Annotated in this window: 16 protein-coding genes; 2 read left to right on the forward strand and 14 right to left on the reverse strand. The window is 37.8% G+C overall.

Going from position 1 to position 17,985, the window contains the following annotated elements:
• The first annotated feature begins 93 nt into the window (after positions 1-93).
• Entirely contained in the window at positions 94-267 is a 174-nt protein-coding gene (locus SPK86_RS06935) for a hypothetical protein (RefSeq protein WP_284140079.1), read from the forward strand.
• 201 nt (positions 268-468) lie between these two features.
• On the opposite strand, the gene SPK86_RS06940 is transcribed toward SPK86_RS06935, so the two are convergent.
• Complete coding sequence (locus SPK86_RS06940) at positions 469-1,050, reverse strand: DUF4256 domain-containing protein (protein WP_330948975.1); 582 nt, start codon at positions 1,048-1,050, stop codon at positions 469-471.
• A gap of 180 nt (positions 1,051-1,230) precedes the next feature.
• Here SPK86_RS06940 and SPK86_RS06945 point away from each other — a divergent pair, with 180 nt between their 5' ends.
• Positions 1,231-1,353, forward strand: coding sequence for a hypothetical protein (locus tag SPK86_RS06945; RefSeq protein ID WP_330948976.1), 123 nt, complete (start codon positions 1,231-1,233; stop codon positions 1,351-1,353).
• Positions 1,354-1,365: 12 nt separating this feature from the next.
• Here SPK86_RS06945 and SPK86_RS06950 read toward each other — a convergent pair whose 3' ends face one another.
• The 13 genes from SPK86_RS06950 to parC all read right to left on the reverse strand — a co-directional run bounded on the left by SPK86_RS06950 (position 1,366) and on the right by parC (position 17,956).
• On the reverse strand, positions 1,366-2,031 hold the full coding sequence (locus SPK86_RS06950; RefSeq protein WP_330948977.1) for a CPBP family intramembrane glutamic endopeptidase: 666 nt from the start codon (positions 2,029-2,031) through the stop codon (positions 1,366-1,368).
• A gap of 148 nt (positions 2,032-2,179) precedes the next feature.
• On the reverse strand, positions 2,180-3,040 hold the full coding sequence (locus SPK86_RS06955) for a 5'-3' exonuclease (protein WP_330948978.1): 861 nt from the start codon (positions 3,038-3,040) through the stop codon (positions 2,180-2,182).
• Positions 3,015-6,674, reverse strand: a complete 3,660-nt coding sequence (locus SPK86_RS06960) for a dynamin family protein (protein WP_330948979.1) — start codon at positions 6,672-6,674, stop codon at positions 3,015-3,017. Before SPK86_RS06960 ends, SPK86_RS06955 begins: the two co-directional genes overlap by 26 nt.
• Positions 6,675-6,746: 72 nt before the next feature.
• Entirely contained in the window at positions 6,747-7,667 is a 921-nt protein-coding gene (locus tag SPK86_RS06965; protein WP_330948980.1) for an ABC transporter permease, read from the reverse strand.
• Positions 7,660-8,532: an ABC transporter permease subunit gene (locus tag SPK86_RS06970; RefSeq protein ID WP_330948981.1), complete on the reverse strand. Its 873-nt coding sequence runs from the start codon at positions 8,530-8,532 to the stop codon at positions 7,660-7,662. Before SPK86_RS06970 ends, SPK86_RS06965 begins: the two co-directional genes overlap by 8 nt.
• Before the next feature lie 232 nt (positions 8,533-8,764).
• Complete coding sequence (locus tag SPK86_RS06975) at positions 8,765-9,229, reverse strand: flavin reductase family protein (RefSeq protein WP_284140072.1); 465 nt, start codon at positions 9,227-9,229, stop codon at positions 8,765-8,767.
• 226 nt (positions 9,230-9,455) lie between these two features.
• Positions 9,456-10,985 (reverse strand): acyl-CoA carboxylase subunit beta, encoded by a 1,530-nt coding sequence (locus tag SPK86_RS06980; RefSeq protein ID WP_330948982.1) that lies wholly within the window; start codon positions 10,983-10,985, stop codon positions 9,456-9,458.
• A gap of 18 nt (positions 10,986-11,003) precedes the next feature.
• On the reverse strand, positions 11,004-11,786 hold the full coding sequence (locus SPK86_RS06985; protein WP_284140070.1) for an enoyl-CoA hydratase: 783 nt from the start codon (positions 11,784-11,786) through the stop codon (positions 11,004-11,006).
• A gap of 95 nt (positions 11,787-11,881) precedes the next feature.
• Positions 11,882-12,094 carry an acetyl-CoA carboxylase biotin carboxyl carrier protein subunit gene (locus SPK86_RS06990; RefSeq protein ID WP_284140069.1) on the reverse strand — a complete coding sequence of 71 codons (213 nt, stop codon included), beginning with the start codon at positions 12,092-12,094 and terminating at the stop codon, positions 11,882-11,884.
• A gap of 14 nt (positions 12,095-12,108) precedes the next feature.
• The gene (locus tag SPK86_RS06995) at positions 12,109-13,455 is read right to left on the reverse strand and encodes an acetyl-CoA carboxylase biotin carboxylase subunit (RefSeq protein ID WP_284140068.1); all 1,347 of its coding nucleotides are present in this window, start codon (positions 13,453-13,455) and stop codon (positions 12,109-12,111) included.
• A gap of 47 nt (positions 13,456-13,502) precedes the next feature.
• A complete protein-coding gene (locus SPK86_RS07000) occupies positions 13,503-14,645 on the reverse strand; it encodes an acyl-CoA dehydrogenase (RefSeq protein ID WP_330948983.1) in 1,143 nt (380 codons plus the stop codon).
• A gap of 84 nt (positions 14,646-14,729) precedes the next feature.
• A complete protein-coding gene (locus SPK86_RS07005) occupies positions 14,730-15,350 on the reverse strand; it encodes a TetR/AcrR family transcriptional regulator (RefSeq protein WP_330948984.1) in 621 nt (206 codons plus the stop codon).
• Positions 15,351-15,502: 152 nt separating this feature from the next.
• Positions 15,503-17,956 (reverse strand): DNA topoisomerase IV subunit A, encoded by a 2,454-nt coding sequence (parC, locus tag SPK86_RS07010; RefSeq protein WP_284140065.1) that lies wholly within the window; start codon positions 17,954-17,956, stop codon positions 15,503-15,505.
• Between the last annotated feature and the right edge of the window lie 29 nt (positions 17,957-17,985).

A 17,985-nucleotide genomic window follows, 5' to 3' on the forward strand; every position in this document is an offset into this window, starting at 1 on the left:
TACAATTAAATTACTACTAAATTCTATTTGTAAAATAAGCGGTATTATTTTTCCGTTCATACTTTTTTAAGGATATATTAGAAAGGAGTTCCTATGAAAAAAAGAACCTTTATTGTATTAACAACAACAGTTATTATTGTTTTGACTGGCTTTATTTCTTATTCATTTTTAGCCGATACAAATAAAAAAACCGAAAGTATTGTAATAGATAAGGATGGAGAAGTAGTAGAACCATTGAGTGACGATAGTGATAATATTGGTCATTGATGTAGAGAGTTTCCCTATTAAGTGGTAATAAACGGGAACGAAGATGCATTCTTATTTTACAATAATTGCGTATAACCCACATCTATTCAATAGATGTGGGTTATTTTGTGCTTATTTGAGTAGGACAAAAAAGTGGTTTTTAGGTATGTTCAAAGCCTTTGTATTTGTTTTAACATCCATTTCAAAATGCTCTTTTATTGCTTATACGTTTAATGCGCCCCGAAATCCTCTTGAAGCATAATAAGATTCCGCACCATTGTGATAGACAAAAACATGATCATAGCGATAATCACAAAAAATTGCTCCACCTAGCTTGCGAATAGCAGCTGGAGTTTGTATCCAGCTTGATGTTTTCATATCAAAATGATCCAGCTTCTGTAATGCACGGTATTGTTCTTCTGTTAAAATTTCAATCCCCATCGCTGTTGCCATATCGACCGCGTTGTTTTCTGGCTTATGTTTTTTTCTCGACTCTAATGCTTCCCGATCATAGCATACGCTTCTTCGACCTTTAGGACTTTCTACAGAACAATCAAAGAAAATAAATTCATTCTGTGCTTTATCGTAACCAACAACATCTGGTTCCCCGCCTGTTCTTTCCATTTCATTAAGTGACCAGAGCTTTTCAGGTTGTGTATCTAATTTTCCCTGGACTTTATCCCATTGTAAGCCAGGATGACGATGCATATTTTTTTCAAAACGAGTCTGTAATAGTTCCAGCAAATTTTTCCGCTGTTCTTGAGATAGCGCTTTTTGTCTACTCTTTTCATTTTGCTTTGTCATGTGTTATTTCCTCCTATTAATTTTTTGATACATAGATGCGTACGTTCTCTAAAAAGATGTTTATTGTTTCATTTTAACTCCTTTCCGTTATTGATGAAATAAAATAATGAAATGTTTCTGCTTAGACTTAGCATCAGACAAGTATGTCTAGAAATAACCTAATGATAAGGAGGAGCTGCAATGAGACAACTTGACTGGCACATGATCGTATTTGTTGGTTTTTCACTTATCCAAGAATATTGGTTAATATGGGGACTTCCCCGTGTTTATTATTGGGAGATGCAAAAAAGCGCAACCGAATAATGTCACCCAAACTTAGCCGTAGAATATCGACATACCGATCAAAATAATCATGATATCTGCGCAAATATGAATCATCCACGATGCCCATATTGACTTATTTTTTTCATTTACGATATGAAAGATAATACCAATTAACCACAATCCGAAAAAGCATACAGCCACTAATAATGGACTAAACCACAGAATAATCATCGGTATATGGTATGCTGCAAACAAAACCGGAGCGAAGGCATACGCAAGCTTTCGTGGCAAATTAAAAAAGATAAATCCTCTAAAAAAATATTCCTCTAAAAATGAATTACCAAAGGTTACGTACAGTCCAACCCAAATAAATCCAGTTGCTGATATTCCCAATCGATCGGTTAAATCTGTTTTAATGGAAGATAAATCAAGGAATGGCTGTAATATTACAAATGCTAAAAGTACAACTCCTGCCGAGATGAATCCGAGCAGTAGCATACGTGTTATTTGTTTCTTTCCTAGTTTATGTAAGCTAACAGGGGCTTTCCATGTAAAATCTCGGAACACTTGCTTGTATATAAATATGACCAAACCAAATAAAACCACTTTACTTATTGTTTTAATGCCATAATTGATTGGTAAACCGTGTTCAATAAACGCTAGTAAGCTACACGTAACAATGGTGCTAATAAGAATATACTGTGTTCTCGATTTCATGTGATCCCCCTATTTTCTCTATTTCCTTTATTATACAAAATCTCATCCTTCTATTACGAGTATTTATCAATACTTTTATTTTTCATTGTAAAGACTGAAAAAGCAAACCTATAATTAGCTAGGTTTGCTTTTGTTTTAGGCTATTCTATTACAATACCTTTGCGAAATTTTTCCACTCTAACATTGCTGCTTTTTTCGTAACCTTTTCCTTGTCATATTTCCACAGTGCATCCTCAAGTCTACAGCTAATTGGTACATCACATTTTATTTCTGCTAGTGTTCGAGACAAGTGTAGCATCTCCAAATCGGCATTTATTTTAGCTTGTACCCCCTTTGGGAGCTGATCAATATTTTCTAGTAACGCATCAATGGTTTCATACGTTTGTAAAAGCTTGAGAGCTGTTTTTTCACCAATTCCTTTAACCCCTGGATAATTATCGGAGCTATCTCCCATTAAGCCTTTTAAATCAATCATTTGAGCTGGTTTTATGCCTCTTTTTTCATAGAAGTTTTCATGATCAAAGACTTCATAATTCCCTTGTCCTTTTCGCATAATTGCAACTTGAATGCCTTCATCCACAAGCTGCAAAATATCTTGATCTCCTGTTAAAATAAGCACATTATGCTCTGTTGCATAATGACGCGCTAATGTTCCAATACAGTCGTCCGCTTCAAAGTTCTCTAACCCGATATTCGGAATATCAAAGGACTCCACTACCTCTTTGACTAAATCGAATTGGGGGATTAATTCCTCCGGTGGTGCAGATCGATTGGACTTATACCCGTCATACAAATCTGTGCGAAATGTTTTACTCCCCATATCCCAGCAGCATATCGCATGGGTAGGGCTGAATGTATTGGTCGCATCAAGCAAATAGCGAAAAAACTGATAAACTCCATTTGTTGGGACTCCTGCACTTGTTTTCATAAAGTTTCCACGATAAGCTGTTGCATAAAATCCTCTAAATAATAAGGCCATCCCATCAATTAATAGTATGTTCTGCTTCATTTTCATTTACCTCCATCATTTCACTTGGAATAATTTGAACTAGCTGCTGTTTTCGTTGCTGAAGCTTTGTAACGTCTACCCCATCCCCCATAACAGATAAATGATTATCTACATAAGCAGCAAGCTCTGTGACTGCCTTTTGACGATACGCAGAAAAAATCTGCTCCCATTGCGTTTCATAGGAGGTGTACATATCTTGAGATATCCGCTCCAAATATTCTTGAATGGTAGGTGTTAGCTTTTCGTAAATCGCTTCTTTTACGTTTTCCTTTTCATTGTGAACGAAGAAAGCCTTCGTCCCCTTGAAAAGCGATAATGCTTTTTGAAAATGCGCTAGTTCAAGGTGTTGGAACGCTTGTTCGTAAACCGGGGTATCGATTTCAATTACTGGATAATCCGGTAAAACAAAGCGTTCATCAATAGTCGCTATCCTTGTTGTCAATTCTTGTTTCACGTCATTTAATTGTTCACGTATATATTTTTCCACACGTAGAGAAACTGCTCTTGCCTCCTGTAATAACGTATAGCTAGTATCCTTTAGGAGTGACTTTAATGCTTGCTCTAATTCCATCCTACCCGCTTTCCCAGAATCCGTTATCGTTGTCGGATTAAAGGAGTCCTTGAATAAATCATGAAAGTGAATGGACAAGCGTTCTTGAACATAAAATAGCTGTTTTTCAATTTTTTGTTCTAGTTGCTTTAAATAAACTGTTATCGAATGGCTGCTTACTACAGCTTCCATGTCACTTTGTGCCTGTAGAAGCTGTTTCCGATATGTTTCCTTTTCCTGACGCGATAAAGTTGCCGTCTCGATGAACTGTGTTAATGTAGTTTGAATTCGTTGTACTTCAAATAATGCACTTTTCACCATTAATGCAGCAAGATCATGGTGGATAAACGCATGAAAATCCTGTTCAAAGGTAGCCATTTGTTCATTTAGTTGTTTGCTATCAAGCTTATCCTGAAGCGAGTGTTTACTTGATACCGGATAAATTCTAGGCAAACGAATTCCGAGTAACTGTAGTTGTTCCTCTACATAGTTGCTTACCATTTCTAAGTCTGCGGTATGCAGCGCTAAATCAGCTGCATTAATAATGAAAAACATTTTATCGAGCTGAAATGCTTCCTTAACTCTTCCAAGCTGAAGCAAAAATTCTTTATCTGCTTTTGCAAGCGCGTGGTTATAATACGTAATGTATAAAATAACATCCGCATATTTAATATAGTTAAATGCCACATTCGTATGTCGTGCATTAATGGAATCAGCACCAGGTGTATCAACAATGGTGATTCCTTGTCGTGTTAATGCACAATCATAAAAAAGATCAATTTCCTCGATATAGCATGCCTTTGCTTCATTTGTAACCACATCCTGGAATGCATCCAACGAAACGGTCGTTGTTTTTCCAATATGCATATGGAACTGTTCATAGCCTTGGATAAGTGCGTGAATATAAGTGGCATAGATCGGTTCAATGGTATGATTCGGAAGCACTTCTTCTTTTACTTGATGTAGCAGTGCTTTAAATGAATTTGCTTTAGGCAATCGTTCACCAAGCATTACTTCTAAATCGTCTATTAAAGTTTGCTCGCCCTTTAATGTTAATACAACCGTTCCATGTGGTTTTGTATGTGTAACTGGACATATACGTGTAATAACAGCCGTCGTAGGGTTTGGTGAAGATGGTAATATTTTTTCACCAAGTAGCGCATTAGCAAACGACGATTTCCCAGCACTAAATGCACCAAATAACGCAATCGTGATCGCTCTATTTTCTAGGCGCTCTTTTTTATCCTGTAAATCTCTAAGCACTGTTTCAAAGCCTGGCAGGCCTTCTACGGACTTTTCTGTATGTTCCATGATTGGTAGTACCTGTTCGATTGTATGGATAGATGTCGGCTTTTTTTGATTTGATAGAGCTTCTCTAGAGCGTTCAGTAGGCTGTTCCATTACTGCAGCTTCTAATTCACCTTTAACAACTGGTGCCCGATTCGTTTCTATGGCGCTTTTCAACGACCAAATTTGGTCATCCGTTACATCTGGTGCTACCAGACACTGATCAATCGCAGCCATTGCGCTTTGGAGATCATTTTCCAAGTCTACTTCTTTCTGTTTACTAATAAGTTCTGCTTCCAATGCTTGCTTTATATCTTCACTTTTTCGGAGCTCAGTAGCTTGATTTGCTTGTAACGCTGTTTTCATTTGTTCTAAGATACGCCATGATAATTGTTTGTATCGCTGTTTTATATTTGCTGCCAGCTCATTCGTATAATTCAAGAGATAGCTACCATTCAATTCCGCGCCTGGTTTAATTACTTTAAATAAGTCTTCCTCTGTTACGTCGATAGAAAATTGCTGGAGTTCATTTAATATAGATTGATCATGAATCGGATATTGTTTTATTAATGCAGTGAATTTATCTCTTAGCTTCCATTGAATGTTCGATTCGACAACTTGCTGAAAAGCCTCGAGAAACGATTGTAAACGAGCTTGTTTTTCTTCTTCTGTTTTTCTTTTCGCACCAAATAAACCAACCCTAAAATCCTTTTGCAGTGAAGCAAGAAACTGATTTGCTAGATCACGCAGCTCTGCAGGCATAATGTAGGCGTTTTGTAACGTTGTATTCATATCCTGTGAAAAGGCTGATTCGAATACTGCTGGAAGCTCCTTTATCCGATTCATGTCATCCTCTGTTTTTTTCAGCTTCTCTATAAGTCCCGCTTTATTCTCAGAAGATGAAGCAATTTCGGATTGTTGCTCCGCGAATTCCTGCTTTAGCTTTTCTTTATGTGCATGTACGATTTGCTGAAAGGAGCTTGAAGTTCGTAATATAGAAGTTCTATCTTCTTTTAACAAATGAAATAACCGTTCTTTAATCATTTGAAATTGATTTTGCGGATGATCCATATCCTTTAACGAGCAATAATAAATCATTTGCGGAGAAATAGACCATTGCTGAAATGTTTCGGTTACACGTTCATGAAAGGTATGAAAAGCTAATTCCTTCTCTTCATGCTTATCTACTTGATTAACAATTATATTAAATGGGATGCCCATTTCTTGGATCTGTTGCAGAAATACTAAATTTACTTCTGATTGAACATGATTGTAATCCATTACATAAAAAAGCATGTCAACAAGATGGAGCGATGATTCAGTAATTACACGATCAGCATCATCAGCAGCATCAATGCCTGGTGTGTCAATTAGTGCTGTTCGTGGTGGGAGAAGTGCTGAAGAAAGACTAATTTCAATTTGTTGGATAGTATCCTTCGTTGTACAATACGCTTTTAATGCGTCAATATCATACGGTTCTTTATATTCATAGGTGCTTTCATGCTTAAAATAAACTCGAGCAACACCTTCACCAGATGTTACCTTTACAATATTTGCACTTGTAGGGACTGGACTATGCGGTAATATATTTTTCTCAAGCAAAGCATTTATCATGGACGATTTCCCTGCAGAAAAATGACCAGCAAAGGCAATGACCATCTCATCCTTCTGTACTTTCTCGAATAGTTCCATAAGCTTTGCTGCATTTTCGACATCATTATGGTCTTGTAGTGTATGATACAATGCAGTGATTTGAGTAGTATCAATCTTCAAGTTTTGGTTTTGCGGTGTACGCATGCTGTACAAATCCTTTCCTCGAAATGCTATCTTTCATTATACGAGAATATAAGAAGTTTAGCTACCGATGCTTTATATGTAAGGCTGTTTAGTTAAGTTTGATTTTTGCTGCAATTCCACACCACGTAACAGCATATAAAATGAAAAAACAACAAATAAAAAAGAAAGCATCGGAAACATTAAAATCCATTGATAATCAAAAATAAAAGCACGCCATTGACCGATTAATCCAGTCCATTCTCGACTAACCGAAATATATACAGGTGGTCCGCCAAGACGAAGTATCGTTCCCCCTAAAAACAAGTTGAAAATCCCAAGCTGTCCAAGAAGTGAAAGCGACAAAACAATTTCTTTTAAAAACATCACAAGCATCGTTCCCTTTAAATGTGGGAAAATATGCTTTACTGCAATTTGTAGCTTGCTTGCTCCGAGTGAAGCGGATGCTGTTATAAACAAACGCTTGTTTAACTCCATCGTTTTCGCTTGCATTGCTGCATATACTCCTGGGAAACCTACAATAATCATTAACAAAACTTGAAGAACGATTAATTCACTCATTTTTAAGGAAGAATTTATTGATATGCCGATTAATGCAAAATAAATAATGATAAATGCTGGTATGCTCCCAAGAAGTCCAAAACCGATGCCTTTGTCTTTTCTTTGATTTTTCCGATTCAATCCAGCCATAACACCTAAGGTTGAACCTAATACAACTCGAAAAAATGCGATTACTAATCCAGCAAACACCGTATATTTAGCTCCATATAGTAGCAAGGTCAATATATCATACCCCCACTCGTCCGTCCCAAAAGGATGCTGTCGAGAAGGTGGATATGGCGCAGCATAAACACCAAAATCGTCTGCGCTATTATAATAATAACCAGATGGCTCCACTTCATCTTTATCGTACGGAGCAAAAAGCGGACCAAATATAGCGAGTAAAACAATAAACGAAGATAAACTAATTCCAAGCCATAGTCGAAAATTATTCATAGGAAAAAATCCTTTCTAAAATCACGATAAAAAGCCGAATACTCCAATATAAAAGCACGTACATAATGACCATCGTTAACAGCGTATTCACGGTTAAATTATATTGGTATCCGTCCTTCGTAAAGAGTAAACTGGTTAGTCCACTAATATTAAACAAATACTCGACAATAAATAAATTGCTCATCATGATTGCGATTACCTTATGTAAGTCTGCTTTTAAATAAGGTAATATATTGCGGACAGCATGCTGCATAAAAATATAGAAGACAGAAAACCCTTTCGCTTTCGCTGTTAAAATATAATCCTCTGTTAAGACATAAGCTGTAGCCTCTGAAAGTGTTCGGATGAGATAAATTGTTGGAACAATAATTAACGTAATGAGCGGAAGAAGTAACGCATGTTCATCTGCTCCTCTTGAAGCAACTCTTGCAATATGGAAACCAGTAGATTGATAGACCCATACTACTCCTAATTGTAAAAATAAAATAAAAATAAAATCAGGAATCAATCCTAAAAATCCAATAATATCCTTGCTCCATTCCTTTTTGGATCGACTATACCAGCTAGCTACTATCATTCCGATTATAACTGCAGTTAAACCAGCAACTAGCAAATAGACAAAAGAAAGACTAAAATGTCTTCCTACTGTTTGCAAGTAGTTTGGACTGCGATCTATTCCTTCTTGATAAATAAATGTATCACCGGTTCCAATTCCGCTAATATATGTATTTATTAATCTACTAACTACATGAAAATCGATCATTAGCTTCCCTGATGTGGTATTTAGGGCTAACGGAATTGCGGCTAACATGAGAATAAAAAATACGATGATAAAAAAAGATAAACTTGTTCGAATACGCTGCATTCACTCACGCTCCCGTTCAGTAAACAATGCTGCTTTTTACATAAGTAAAATGTACTACTTACAGAAAATTTGGTCAAGTAACAAAAGTACAAAAGCGCCGTTTAAAAACAGAGAGAGTGGTTCAGTGTAATCCTGATAAAGGAATCAAGGGAGTTAATTCGAAGAAAATAAAAAATCCTTCTTCACCTATTTTGTAAGAAGGATTTTTTATTTATGAAAGTAGCTAAGTATCTTAAGCTTTATTTATCTGCTCATATTTCCCACCATAATATAGTAATGGCGATCCGTTATTTGTTTTGAGGTCCTCAACCTCTGCAATAAATATCACATGATCTCCCGCTTTATGCGTGTCAACCACCGTGCACGATAGCATCGCAAGTGCATTTTCTATTATCGGATTTTGTTGTAATTGGCTGAAGGGAATTTGGCGATCTTTTTCCTTTTGTTTTGCAAAAATCATGGAAATATCTTTTTGCTCTTCCTTTAAAACACTTAAGCCAAAGCGTTTTGCTTCCAATAATTTTGGATACATACTTGCTTTTTCTGCTATTGAAATGGCAATGAGTCGCGGATTTAATGAAATAGACATAAATGCATTAACCGTCATTGCAAAAACTTCATCTTTATAATCAACGGATACGATCGTTATTCCAGTTGTGAATTTCCCCATAGCATCACGAAATTGACGTTCATCCATTTAGATTCCCCCTTTAAAGTTTTCTATCTATACTTTTTCAGCGTATCATTAAATGGTTACTTTTTGAATTAACTTGCTCTTCCTATACATCATATTAAAATAAAGTGCGAATGTGCAAAAGCAGCAAATTGTATGTAAATACGAATTGTAATCCTCTAGCATGCTCTATTCTAAAAAAGAGCACTCTCCATCTAACGATAATGGGAGAGTGCAGTAATTTTTCAAATCAAACTGGGTATACACCATGTTTTCTTTCTGTAAAGAGAACATTCTTTGCCTCGTATATCTGAAAGCGTTTCGTTAATTCCTCTCGTAATAAATCCGGTTCAATAATCGCATCAATCACTAATTCTGAAGCTAACCGATAAATATCAATGTCGTTCTTATAAGCTTCTTGTTTTTCTTTAATAAAAGCAGCGCGCTCTTCTTCCGGAAGTTCTGCTATTTTATTTGCATACACCGCATTTACAGCTGCCTCTGGACCCATAACCGCAATCTGAGCAGTCGGAAGGGCAAGACAACAATCTGGTTCAAAAGCAGGTCCAGCCATTGCATAAAGCCCTGCACCATAAGCTTTTCGAACAATTACGGAAATCTTTGGTACAGTTGCCTCACTCATTGCTGCAAGCATCTTTGCCCCATGTCTAATAATTCCTTGCTGCTCTACTTTTGTGCCAATCATAAACCCAGGAACATCTACTAAGAACAGTAATGGGATATGGAAGGCATCACATAATTGAATGAATTTGGCAGCTTTATCCGCTGAATCAGGAAATAAAACACCACCTTTCATACGTGGTTGATTCGCAATAATACCGACTGGTTTTCCATTCATTCTACTTAATCCTGTAATTAGCTCGGGAGCAAACTTTTTCTTTATTTCACAGAAGCTGTCTTCATCGATAATTTGATCAATTAAATCGTACATATTAAATGGCGCATTTTGGTTTTCTGGAATTAGCTCAGCAATTGTTTTTTCGACCCTTTTACTTTCCTTCGGTGTGAGTGCCTCAGGTTTTACCCGAAAATTAGCAGGGAAGTAGGATAAGTATTTTCGTGCATATTCAATTGCTTCTTGCTCTGATTTCACCAATACATCTCCACATCCGGAAATAGAGCAATGCATTTTCGCACCACCCATTTCTTCTAAGCTAACCTTCTCACCGATTACCTTTTCTGCCATTCGAGGTGAACCTAAATACATTGAAGCATTTCCATCCACCATTATGACGATATCACAAAAAGCTGGAATATATGCACCACCTGCTGCGGAAGGGCCAAACAAAAGACAAACCTGCGGAACTCTACCGGATAATTTTATTTGATTATGAAAAATCCTTCCAGCTCCACGTCTTCCCGGAAACATTTCTATCTGATCGGTAATACGCGCACCCGCAGAGTCTACTAGATATAGCATTGGAATTTCAAGTTTTTCAGCCGTTTCTTGAATACGAATGATTTTTTCTACCGTCCGTTTTCCCCATGAGCCTGCCTTTACAGTCGAATCATTTGCCATTACACATACATCCTGGCCATTAATTCGTCCAATACCAGTAACTACCCCATCCGAGGGCAATGAATCATCCATACAATTGGCGAAAAAGGCATCCTCTACCTCAAGATCTTCATCGAACAGTAATTCAAGTCGACTTCTGACAAAAAGCTTTCCTTTTTCATTATTTTTTTGGTGATATTTCTCAGCTCCCCCTTTTTCAATCGTTTCGATTCGCTTGCTTAATTCATCCAGATAGGACATGTAAAAACCTCCTGAAAATTAGTTCCCTGTATAATTTGGCTTTCGTTTTTCTTTAAAGGCACGCAGTCCTTCCATTCTATCCTTCGTAGGAATTGTTTCCTTATAACATAAATGTTCAATTTCTAGTCCTGTTGATAGATCAACCTCTAAGCCTCGATTAATCGCTTGCTTTGCTTGTCTTAAAGCAATCGGACCATTCGCTGCAATGGTTTCTGCAAGGGAAAACACTTGATCCATTAATTCGGTGTTATCATATAACTGCTCAACGATCCCTAGCTGAACCGCTTCCTCTGCATAGACTGGGGAACCAGAGAATATCAATCGTTTTGCATGCCCTCGACCTATTAATCGTGATAAACGCTGCGTCCCACCAGCTCCGGGAATAATAGCTAGAGTTGTTTCTGTTAACCCCATTTTCACTTCATTTGCAGCGATACGAATATCACAGGCAAGAGCAAGCTCTAGCCCACCACCATACGCTGCGCCATTTATTGCCGCAATTACTGGCATGGTCATATTTTCAATCTGATTAACCGTATGACCAATATAGCGAACTGCTTCGACTACTTGCGCATTGTCCATTCCTTTTCGTTCCTTTAAATCTGCTCCTGCACAAAACACTTTATCTCCTGCACCAGTAATAATCGTGCAATAGATTTCTTTATTGGTATTAATCTGCTCTATTGTCTCATTCAGTTCGTCTAGAAGCGCGCGTGACATGGCATTTGCAGCTTGCGGACGATTTAAAGTTACAAGTGCTACATGCGTTTGGAGCATTTCAAATGATACGAATCCTGCCATGCAACTCCTCCTCCATATTGAAGAGGGCACGAAAAACTATCAAACGTGCCCATCTAGCATGTTTATTAATGTAAAATATGAGATTTATAGATCAACTATTCGATTGTTGCAATAACATCACCTTCATTAACAAAATCACCTTCCGCTACCTTCAACTCTTTCACTGTTCCAGCTTCCTCCGCTCCAATGGGAATCTCCATTTTCATTGATTCAAGGATGACAATATCCTGATCTCCTTCTACCTTTTCTCCTTCGGCTACGACAATCTTCCATACGCTTCCTGCCATTGTGGCTTTTATTTCCTGCATTTTATCCTTCCTCCTTAGTTGTGGTTTAAATAATGTTTTTCAATAAAGCTTGTTGTTGTATTCCCTGTCTTATAAGGCTGTAAATCAATAATTTTTAATAACATTGGGATATTTGTTTTAATTCCCTTTAATTCATACGTTGCTAACGCCGCATGCAATCGCGCTATTGCTTCGTTTCGGTCCTTGCCCCAAACAATCAGCTTCCCAATCATCGGATCATAAAATGGGGTCACGTCGAAATCGCTCGTCACCGCTACCTCATTTCGAACATAATCTCCTTCAGGTAAATGTAAGCTTGTAATATGTCCAGGAGACGGGAAAAAGGTTTCTGGATCCTCTGCATAAATGCGTGCTTCGATGGCGTGGCCGTTTATTGCAAGTTCATCTTGCTTCAATTGCAACGCATCTCCATTCGCGATGCGCAGCTGCTCCGCTACAATATCGACACCAGTAATTTCTTCTGTAACAGGATGCTCTACTTGAATACGGGTATTCATTTCAAGAAAATAAAAATTTTCGTCTTCATCAACTAAAAATTCGATTGTCCCTGCATTCGTATATCCAAGTGTTTTTGCGGCAGTTACCGCAGCCTCACCCATTTTCTGACGCGTCTTTTCGGATATAAACGGAGAAGGTGCTTCTTCAATAACTTTCTGATTTCTACGTTGAATCGAGCATTCTCTTTCAAAAAGGTGGATAGCATTCCCTTTTGTATCAGCAAGCAACTGGATTTCTATATGTCTCGCATTTTCAATCTTTTTTTCTAAGAAAATAGCTCCATCTCCAAAAAAAGCCTGTGCTCGCTTAGCATTTCCCGAAAATGCTTTGATTAGTTGGGTATCGTTAGCAACAACTTCCATACCGATACCACCACCTCCAGCAGCAGCCTTTACCATAATTGGATATCCGATTTCATTTGCTTTTTGGACAGCCTCATCACTCGAGCTGACTGCGTCATACGTCCCAGGTACGATTGGAACACCTGCTTGCTGCATCGCTTTCCTCGCGCTTACCTTATCCCCCATCGTTTTGATGACATCACTCGTTGGTCCAATAAAAATGATTCCTTCTTGTTCACATCGTTCAGCAAATGATCCATTCTCACTTAGAAACCCATAACCAGGATGAATAGCATCAACATTTGCTTGGCGCGCAACAGCTAATATCTTATCCACATTCAAATAGCTTTCATTCACACGAGGCGGACCAATTAAATAGCTTTCATCAGCCTGCTTTACAAAAGGGGCATGCTGATCTGCTTCCGAATAAATTGCGACAGTTTGAATGTGAAGCTTTTTACACGTCCTAATCACACGTGCGGCAATCTCCCCACGATTGGCAATCAATACTTTTTTAATCATACACTTTCCCCCATCCTTGCATAATTCTTCCTACATAGTGAATAGTATTAACAACCTAGCTGCCTAGCAATAACTAAACGCTGCACCTCTGATGTTCCCTCTCCTATTTCTAAGAGCTTGGCATCTCGCAAATATCTTTCCACTTCATATTCTCGCATATAGCCATAGCCACCATGAATTTGGATGGCCTGGTTTGCAGCGCGGAACGCTGTTTCTGTCGCAAAAAGCTTGGCATAAGCAGCTTCCTTTGTAAAAGGCTTATCTTGATCTTTTAACCAGGCAGCTTTATATACCATATTTCTTGCAAGCTCTACTTCCATTGCCATATCAGCGAGCTTGAATTGAATGGCTTGGAAGTTCGATATCGCCTTTCCAAACTGCTTTCGCTCTTTGGCATACTGTAACGACTTATCTAACGCAGCTTGTGCAATCCCTAAACCTAATGCAGCGATTGATATTCTCCCACCATCTAATGTATAAAGAAATTGCTTAAAGCCTTTGGATGGATCACCGAGAAGATTTTCTTTCGGGACGCGCACATTGTCTAATACAACTTCTGCTGTATCTGATCCACGAACTCCCATTTTATCGTAATTACTTGTTATGCTAATCCCTGCAGTATCTGTCGGCACAACGATCGCGGAAATAATATTTCTCCCCTTCTCGTTTTTACCAGTTACAGCAGTTACTATAATCGTTTTCGCATAGCTGGCATTTGTGATAAAGCATTTTTCGCCATTAATAACATAGTTATCGCCATCTAATACAGCGGTTGTCTTTGTCCCGCCTGCGTCTGACCCTGCATTAGGTTCTGTTAATCCAAACGCACCAAGGGCTTCCCCTTTTGCAAGCGGTTTCAAAAAGCGTTCTTTTTGTTCTTCAGTTCCAAAGTAATAGATAGGGCTTGCTCCAAGAGAAACTGCTGCTGCATAGCTCAATCCTGTGCTGCCACAAACACGGCCAATTTCTTCAACAGCAATTGCATAGGACAGCGTATCACTTCCTGACCCGCCATATTTCTCTGGAAAAGGAATTCCTAGAAGCCCTAGTTCTCCCATTTGCTCAAAAATATCTAATGGAAAACGTGCTTCCACATCGATTTCAATTGCCCGTGGTTGAATAACATCCTCCGCAAAATCGCGTACCATACTCCGAATCATCATTTGTTCTTTTGTCAATTCAAAATTCATTAAACCCCTCCTCAATAATCAACATGATAAACCGACTGGTTGGTCTGTGTGAAGCTGACTTTTCACACAGAATTTTAGATGCATTCACTTTTGCGATAGCAAAATAGATGCAAATGCGTTTTGATCTAAAAACCGTTCATGCAGAATGGCGTGCAAAATTAAATCAACAAAAATATCCCCAATCTCATCAATTGTTTTTACACCATCACGCTGATACCATTTATACGTCCAGTTCACCATGCCTAGAATAGCCATTCCCGTTATTTCTACAGATATATCCTGCCGAAATTCCCCACATTGTTTTCCTTCTTCGATTGCTTGCATAATGATTTGTTTAAATTGATCACGCTTTTGCTTTATTTGCAGCTCATATGCAGGTCGTAAATAAATATGTTCTTGATAAAATACGGAAATATGCGGTTTATACAAATCAAATACTTTCACAAAGCTCCTTACAATCGCTTGCAGCTTATCAGTAGGTGAATTAAATTCTGCATTGGCTTTTTCTGCATTTTCAAGCACATAGCTAATAAACGTATCATGGATAACAAATAACAATTCATCCTTGGAGGAAAAGTGATGATAAAATCCTCCTTTTGATGTCCCTACTTGCTCCACAATCTCATTCACCGATACACCATGAAAGCCTTTTGCTTCAAAAAGCGGAAGTGCTGTCTGTATTATTTTTTTGCGTAAATCCGACATAACCCCTCCTCTCCATTATCCAAATATTATCCTATCACATTTTTCAGAAAATATATAGTATTTATTTAATATGCTCCAGAACGAGGTTTACAGATTTAACTCTATACTTCTTCTGCAATATAAAAAGAGTGGGTATGTACCCACTCTTCTAATTAAGCATCCTTTATTTCAGTAAATGGTGTCTCATAAACCGCTTCTCTCCACACCTCTTCTACTTCTCCTTCATGATCTGTATCAATGACAAAGGATCCATTACTATAACGGTCACTTACCGATAATTCTAATGGGAAGATTTGATGTGTCTCACCATGACTTGTCTTAAAATGAATTGTCTCACTTTCATTCCCAACAATAAATCCTTTTACCCGATGTGGCTTGCTCTTTAATTCACGAAGCATGAGAAGTCCTCGTTTAGCACGACTTGTTTTCTCAAAATCTTGCAGTTTCATACGTTTGCAAGCACCTCGTTGAGTAACTAGTACTAATGAAGGTTCAGAAAGATCATCAAAAACTTGTCCATTTACAACATACTCATTTTCTTTTAATTGAATTGCTTTAACACCGGCAGCTCGTTGTCCTACGACAGGTACTTCTGACTCGTGATACCATAATCCATAGCCTTTGTTCGATGCGATAAATATGTCAGAGTAACCATTTGTTAAGCATACATTAACTACTTCATCATTTCCTTTTAGGTTGATCGCAATCAGTGCTTTTGAATAACGTTGTGCTTCATACACATTAATTTCGCTTCGCTTCACTAACCCATTTTTCGTAAAGAATACAATATACGATCCTTCTTCAAATTCACGAACAGGAATACATTCGATAATCCGTTCGTCCTTTTCAATATGCACGATATTTGATATATGCTGGCCAATATCCTTCCAGCGAATATCTGGAAGTTCATGGACAGGGATATAGAGATAATTCCCTTTGTTTGTAAACAACAAAATTTTATCCGTTGTATTGATTTCCATTAATCGAACTAGATGATCCTCTTCTTTGATAGCAAAATCTTCGCCATTGGAAGCTTGATAAGAACGAAGGCTTGTTCGTTTAATATAGCCATCCCGTGTAGCTGAAACGAGAACATCCTCGCTTGCTATCATCACTTCAATATCAATGGTAAGCTCTTCAATTTGATCTTCAATTGACGTTCTTCTTGGATCTCCAAAATCCTTTTTTAGTTGTTTTAAGTCATTTTTAATGGATTGGAGTAATTTTTTTTCACTCGCTAAGATCGCTTCTAAAGCTTGGATACTCTTTTGTAGCTCTTCCGCCTCTTTGTTTAACGTGGTGATATCCGTGTTTGTTAACCGATATAATTGCAACATAACGATTGCTTCAGCTTGTGCCTCTGTAAATTCATATTTACTCATAATTTGCTGTTTTGCATCCTGCTTATCCTTGGATGCACGAATCGTTGCAATCAATTCATCAAGAATAGAAATTGCTTTGATTAATCCTTCAACTATATGCGCTCTTTTTTTAGCATGTGTTAAATCATAAGTCGTTTGTCTTGTGACAACTTCCTTTTGATGATTAATATATGCATCAAGCATTTGCGGTAATGATAACAGCTTTGGCGTTTTATCCTGGATTGCCACCATGTTGAAATTGTATGTTACTTGCAAATCCGTATTTTTATATAAGTAATGTAACACACTTTCACTATTAACGTCCTTCTTTAATTCAATTACAACACGCAAGCCTGTACGGTCAGTTTCATCGCGAACCTCCGCAATTCCTTCGACCTTTCGATCAATTCGAAGCTCATCGATTTTCTTAACCATGTTCGCTTTATTTACTTCAAACGGTATCTCATCAATAATAATTTGCTGACGACCACCGCGCATCTCTTCTACACATGCTCTTGCACGAATAATAATTTTTCCTTTTCCTGTTTCGTAGGCTTTTTTAATTCCATCAATTCCTTGGATAATTCCACCTGTAGGGAAATCTGGTCCTTTCATCGCCGTCATTAGTTCCTCTATGGTCACAGCTGGCTTATCAATCCGCATAATAACTGCGTCAATGACTTCAGCAAGATTATGAGGCGGGATATCAGTAGCATACCCTGCTGATATTCCTGTTGAACCATTTACTAATAGATTTGGAAATTTTGCTGGTAATACTACCGGCTCAGAGTTCGTGTCATCAAAGTTCGGAATAAAATCGACAGTTTCTTTATTAATATCACGAAGTAGCTCTGATGCAATACTAGACAAACGTGCCTCGGTATAACGCATTGCAGCTGGTGGATCACCATCATTACTTCCGTTGTTGCCATGCATTTCAATTAATAGGTTCCGCAATTTCCAATCCTGGCTTAAACGTACCATTGCTTCATAAACAGACGAGTCACCATGTGGATGATAGTTACCAATAACGGTTCCTACTGTTTTTGCTGATTTACGAAAGTTTTTATCATGTGTATTCCGTTCTTCAAACATTGCATACAGAATTCTGCGTTGCACTGGCTTGAGTCCATCGCGGGCATCTGGTAGTGCACGATCCTGAATGATGTATTTACTATATCTTCCAAATCGATCACCAATTACTTCTTCCAATGGAAGATCCAAATATTTTTCTGCTTGTGACAAACCAATTTCCCCCTATTTCCTATGCTCTA

Origin of the sequence: Virgibacillus sp. MG-45 (genome assembly GCF_036409425.1) — a bacterium.
Classification (GTDB): Bacteria; Bacillota; Bacilli; order Bacillales; family Amphibacillaceae; genus LDC-1.

Bases quoted from the DNA above. Each gene is read 5' to 3' on its own strand.
- SPK86_RS06935 (WP_284140079.1), top strand. From the start codon at position 94: ATGAAAAAAAGAACCTTTATTGTATTAACAACAACAGTTATTATTGTT.
- SPK86_RS06940 (WP_330948975.1), bottom strand. From the start codon at position 1,050: ATGACAAAGCAAAATGAAAAGAGTAGACAAAAAGCGCTATCTCAAGAA.
- SPK86_RS06945 (WP_330948976.1), top strand. From the start codon at position 1,231: ATGAGACAACTTGACTGGCACATGATCGTATTTGTTGGTTTTTCACTT.
- SPK86_RS06950 (WP_330948977.1), bottom strand. From the start codon at position 2,031: ATGAAATCGAGAACACAGTATATTCTTATTAGCACCATTGTTACGTGT.
- SPK86_RS06955 (WP_330948978.1), bottom strand. From the start codon at position 3,040: ATGAAGCAGAACATACTATTAATTGATGGGATGGCCTTATTATTTAGA.
- SPK86_RS06960 (WP_330948979.1), bottom strand. From the start codon at position 6,674: ATGCGTACACCGCAAAACCAAAACTTGAAGATTGATACTACTCAAATC.
- SPK86_RS06965 (WP_330948980.1), bottom strand. From the start codon at position 7,667: ATGAATAATTTTCGACTATGGCTTGGAATTAGTTTATCTTCGTTTATT.
- SPK86_RS06970 (WP_330948981.1), bottom strand. From the start codon at position 8,532: ATGCAGCGTATTCGAACAAGTTTATCTTTTTTTATCATCGTATTTTTT.
- SPK86_RS06975 (WP_284140072.1), bottom strand. From the start codon at position 9,229: ATGGATGAACGTCAATTTCGTGATGCTATGGGGAAATTCACAACTGGA.
- SPK86_RS06980 (WP_330948982.1), bottom strand. From the start codon at position 10,985: ATGTCCTATCTGGATGAATTAAGCAAGCGAATCGAAACGATTGAAAAA.
- SPK86_RS06985 (WP_284140070.1), bottom strand. From the start codon at position 11,786: ATGGCAGGATTCGTATCATTTGAAATGCTCCAAACGCATGTAGCACTT.
- SPK86_RS06990 (WP_284140069.1), bottom strand. From the start codon at position 12,094: ATGCAGGAAATAAAAGCCACAATGGCAGGAAGCGTATGGAAGATTGTC.
- SPK86_RS06995 (WP_284140068.1), bottom strand. From the start codon at position 13,455: ATGATTAAAAAAGTATTGATTGCCAATCGTGGGGAGATTGCCGCACGT.
- SPK86_RS07000 (WP_330948983.1), bottom strand. From the start codon at position 14,645: ATGAATTTTGAATTGACAAAAGAACAAATGATGATTCGGAGTATGGTA.
- SPK86_RS07005 (WP_330948984.1), bottom strand. From the start codon at position 15,350: ATGTCGGATTTACGCAAAAAAATAATACAGACAGCACTTCCGCTTTTT.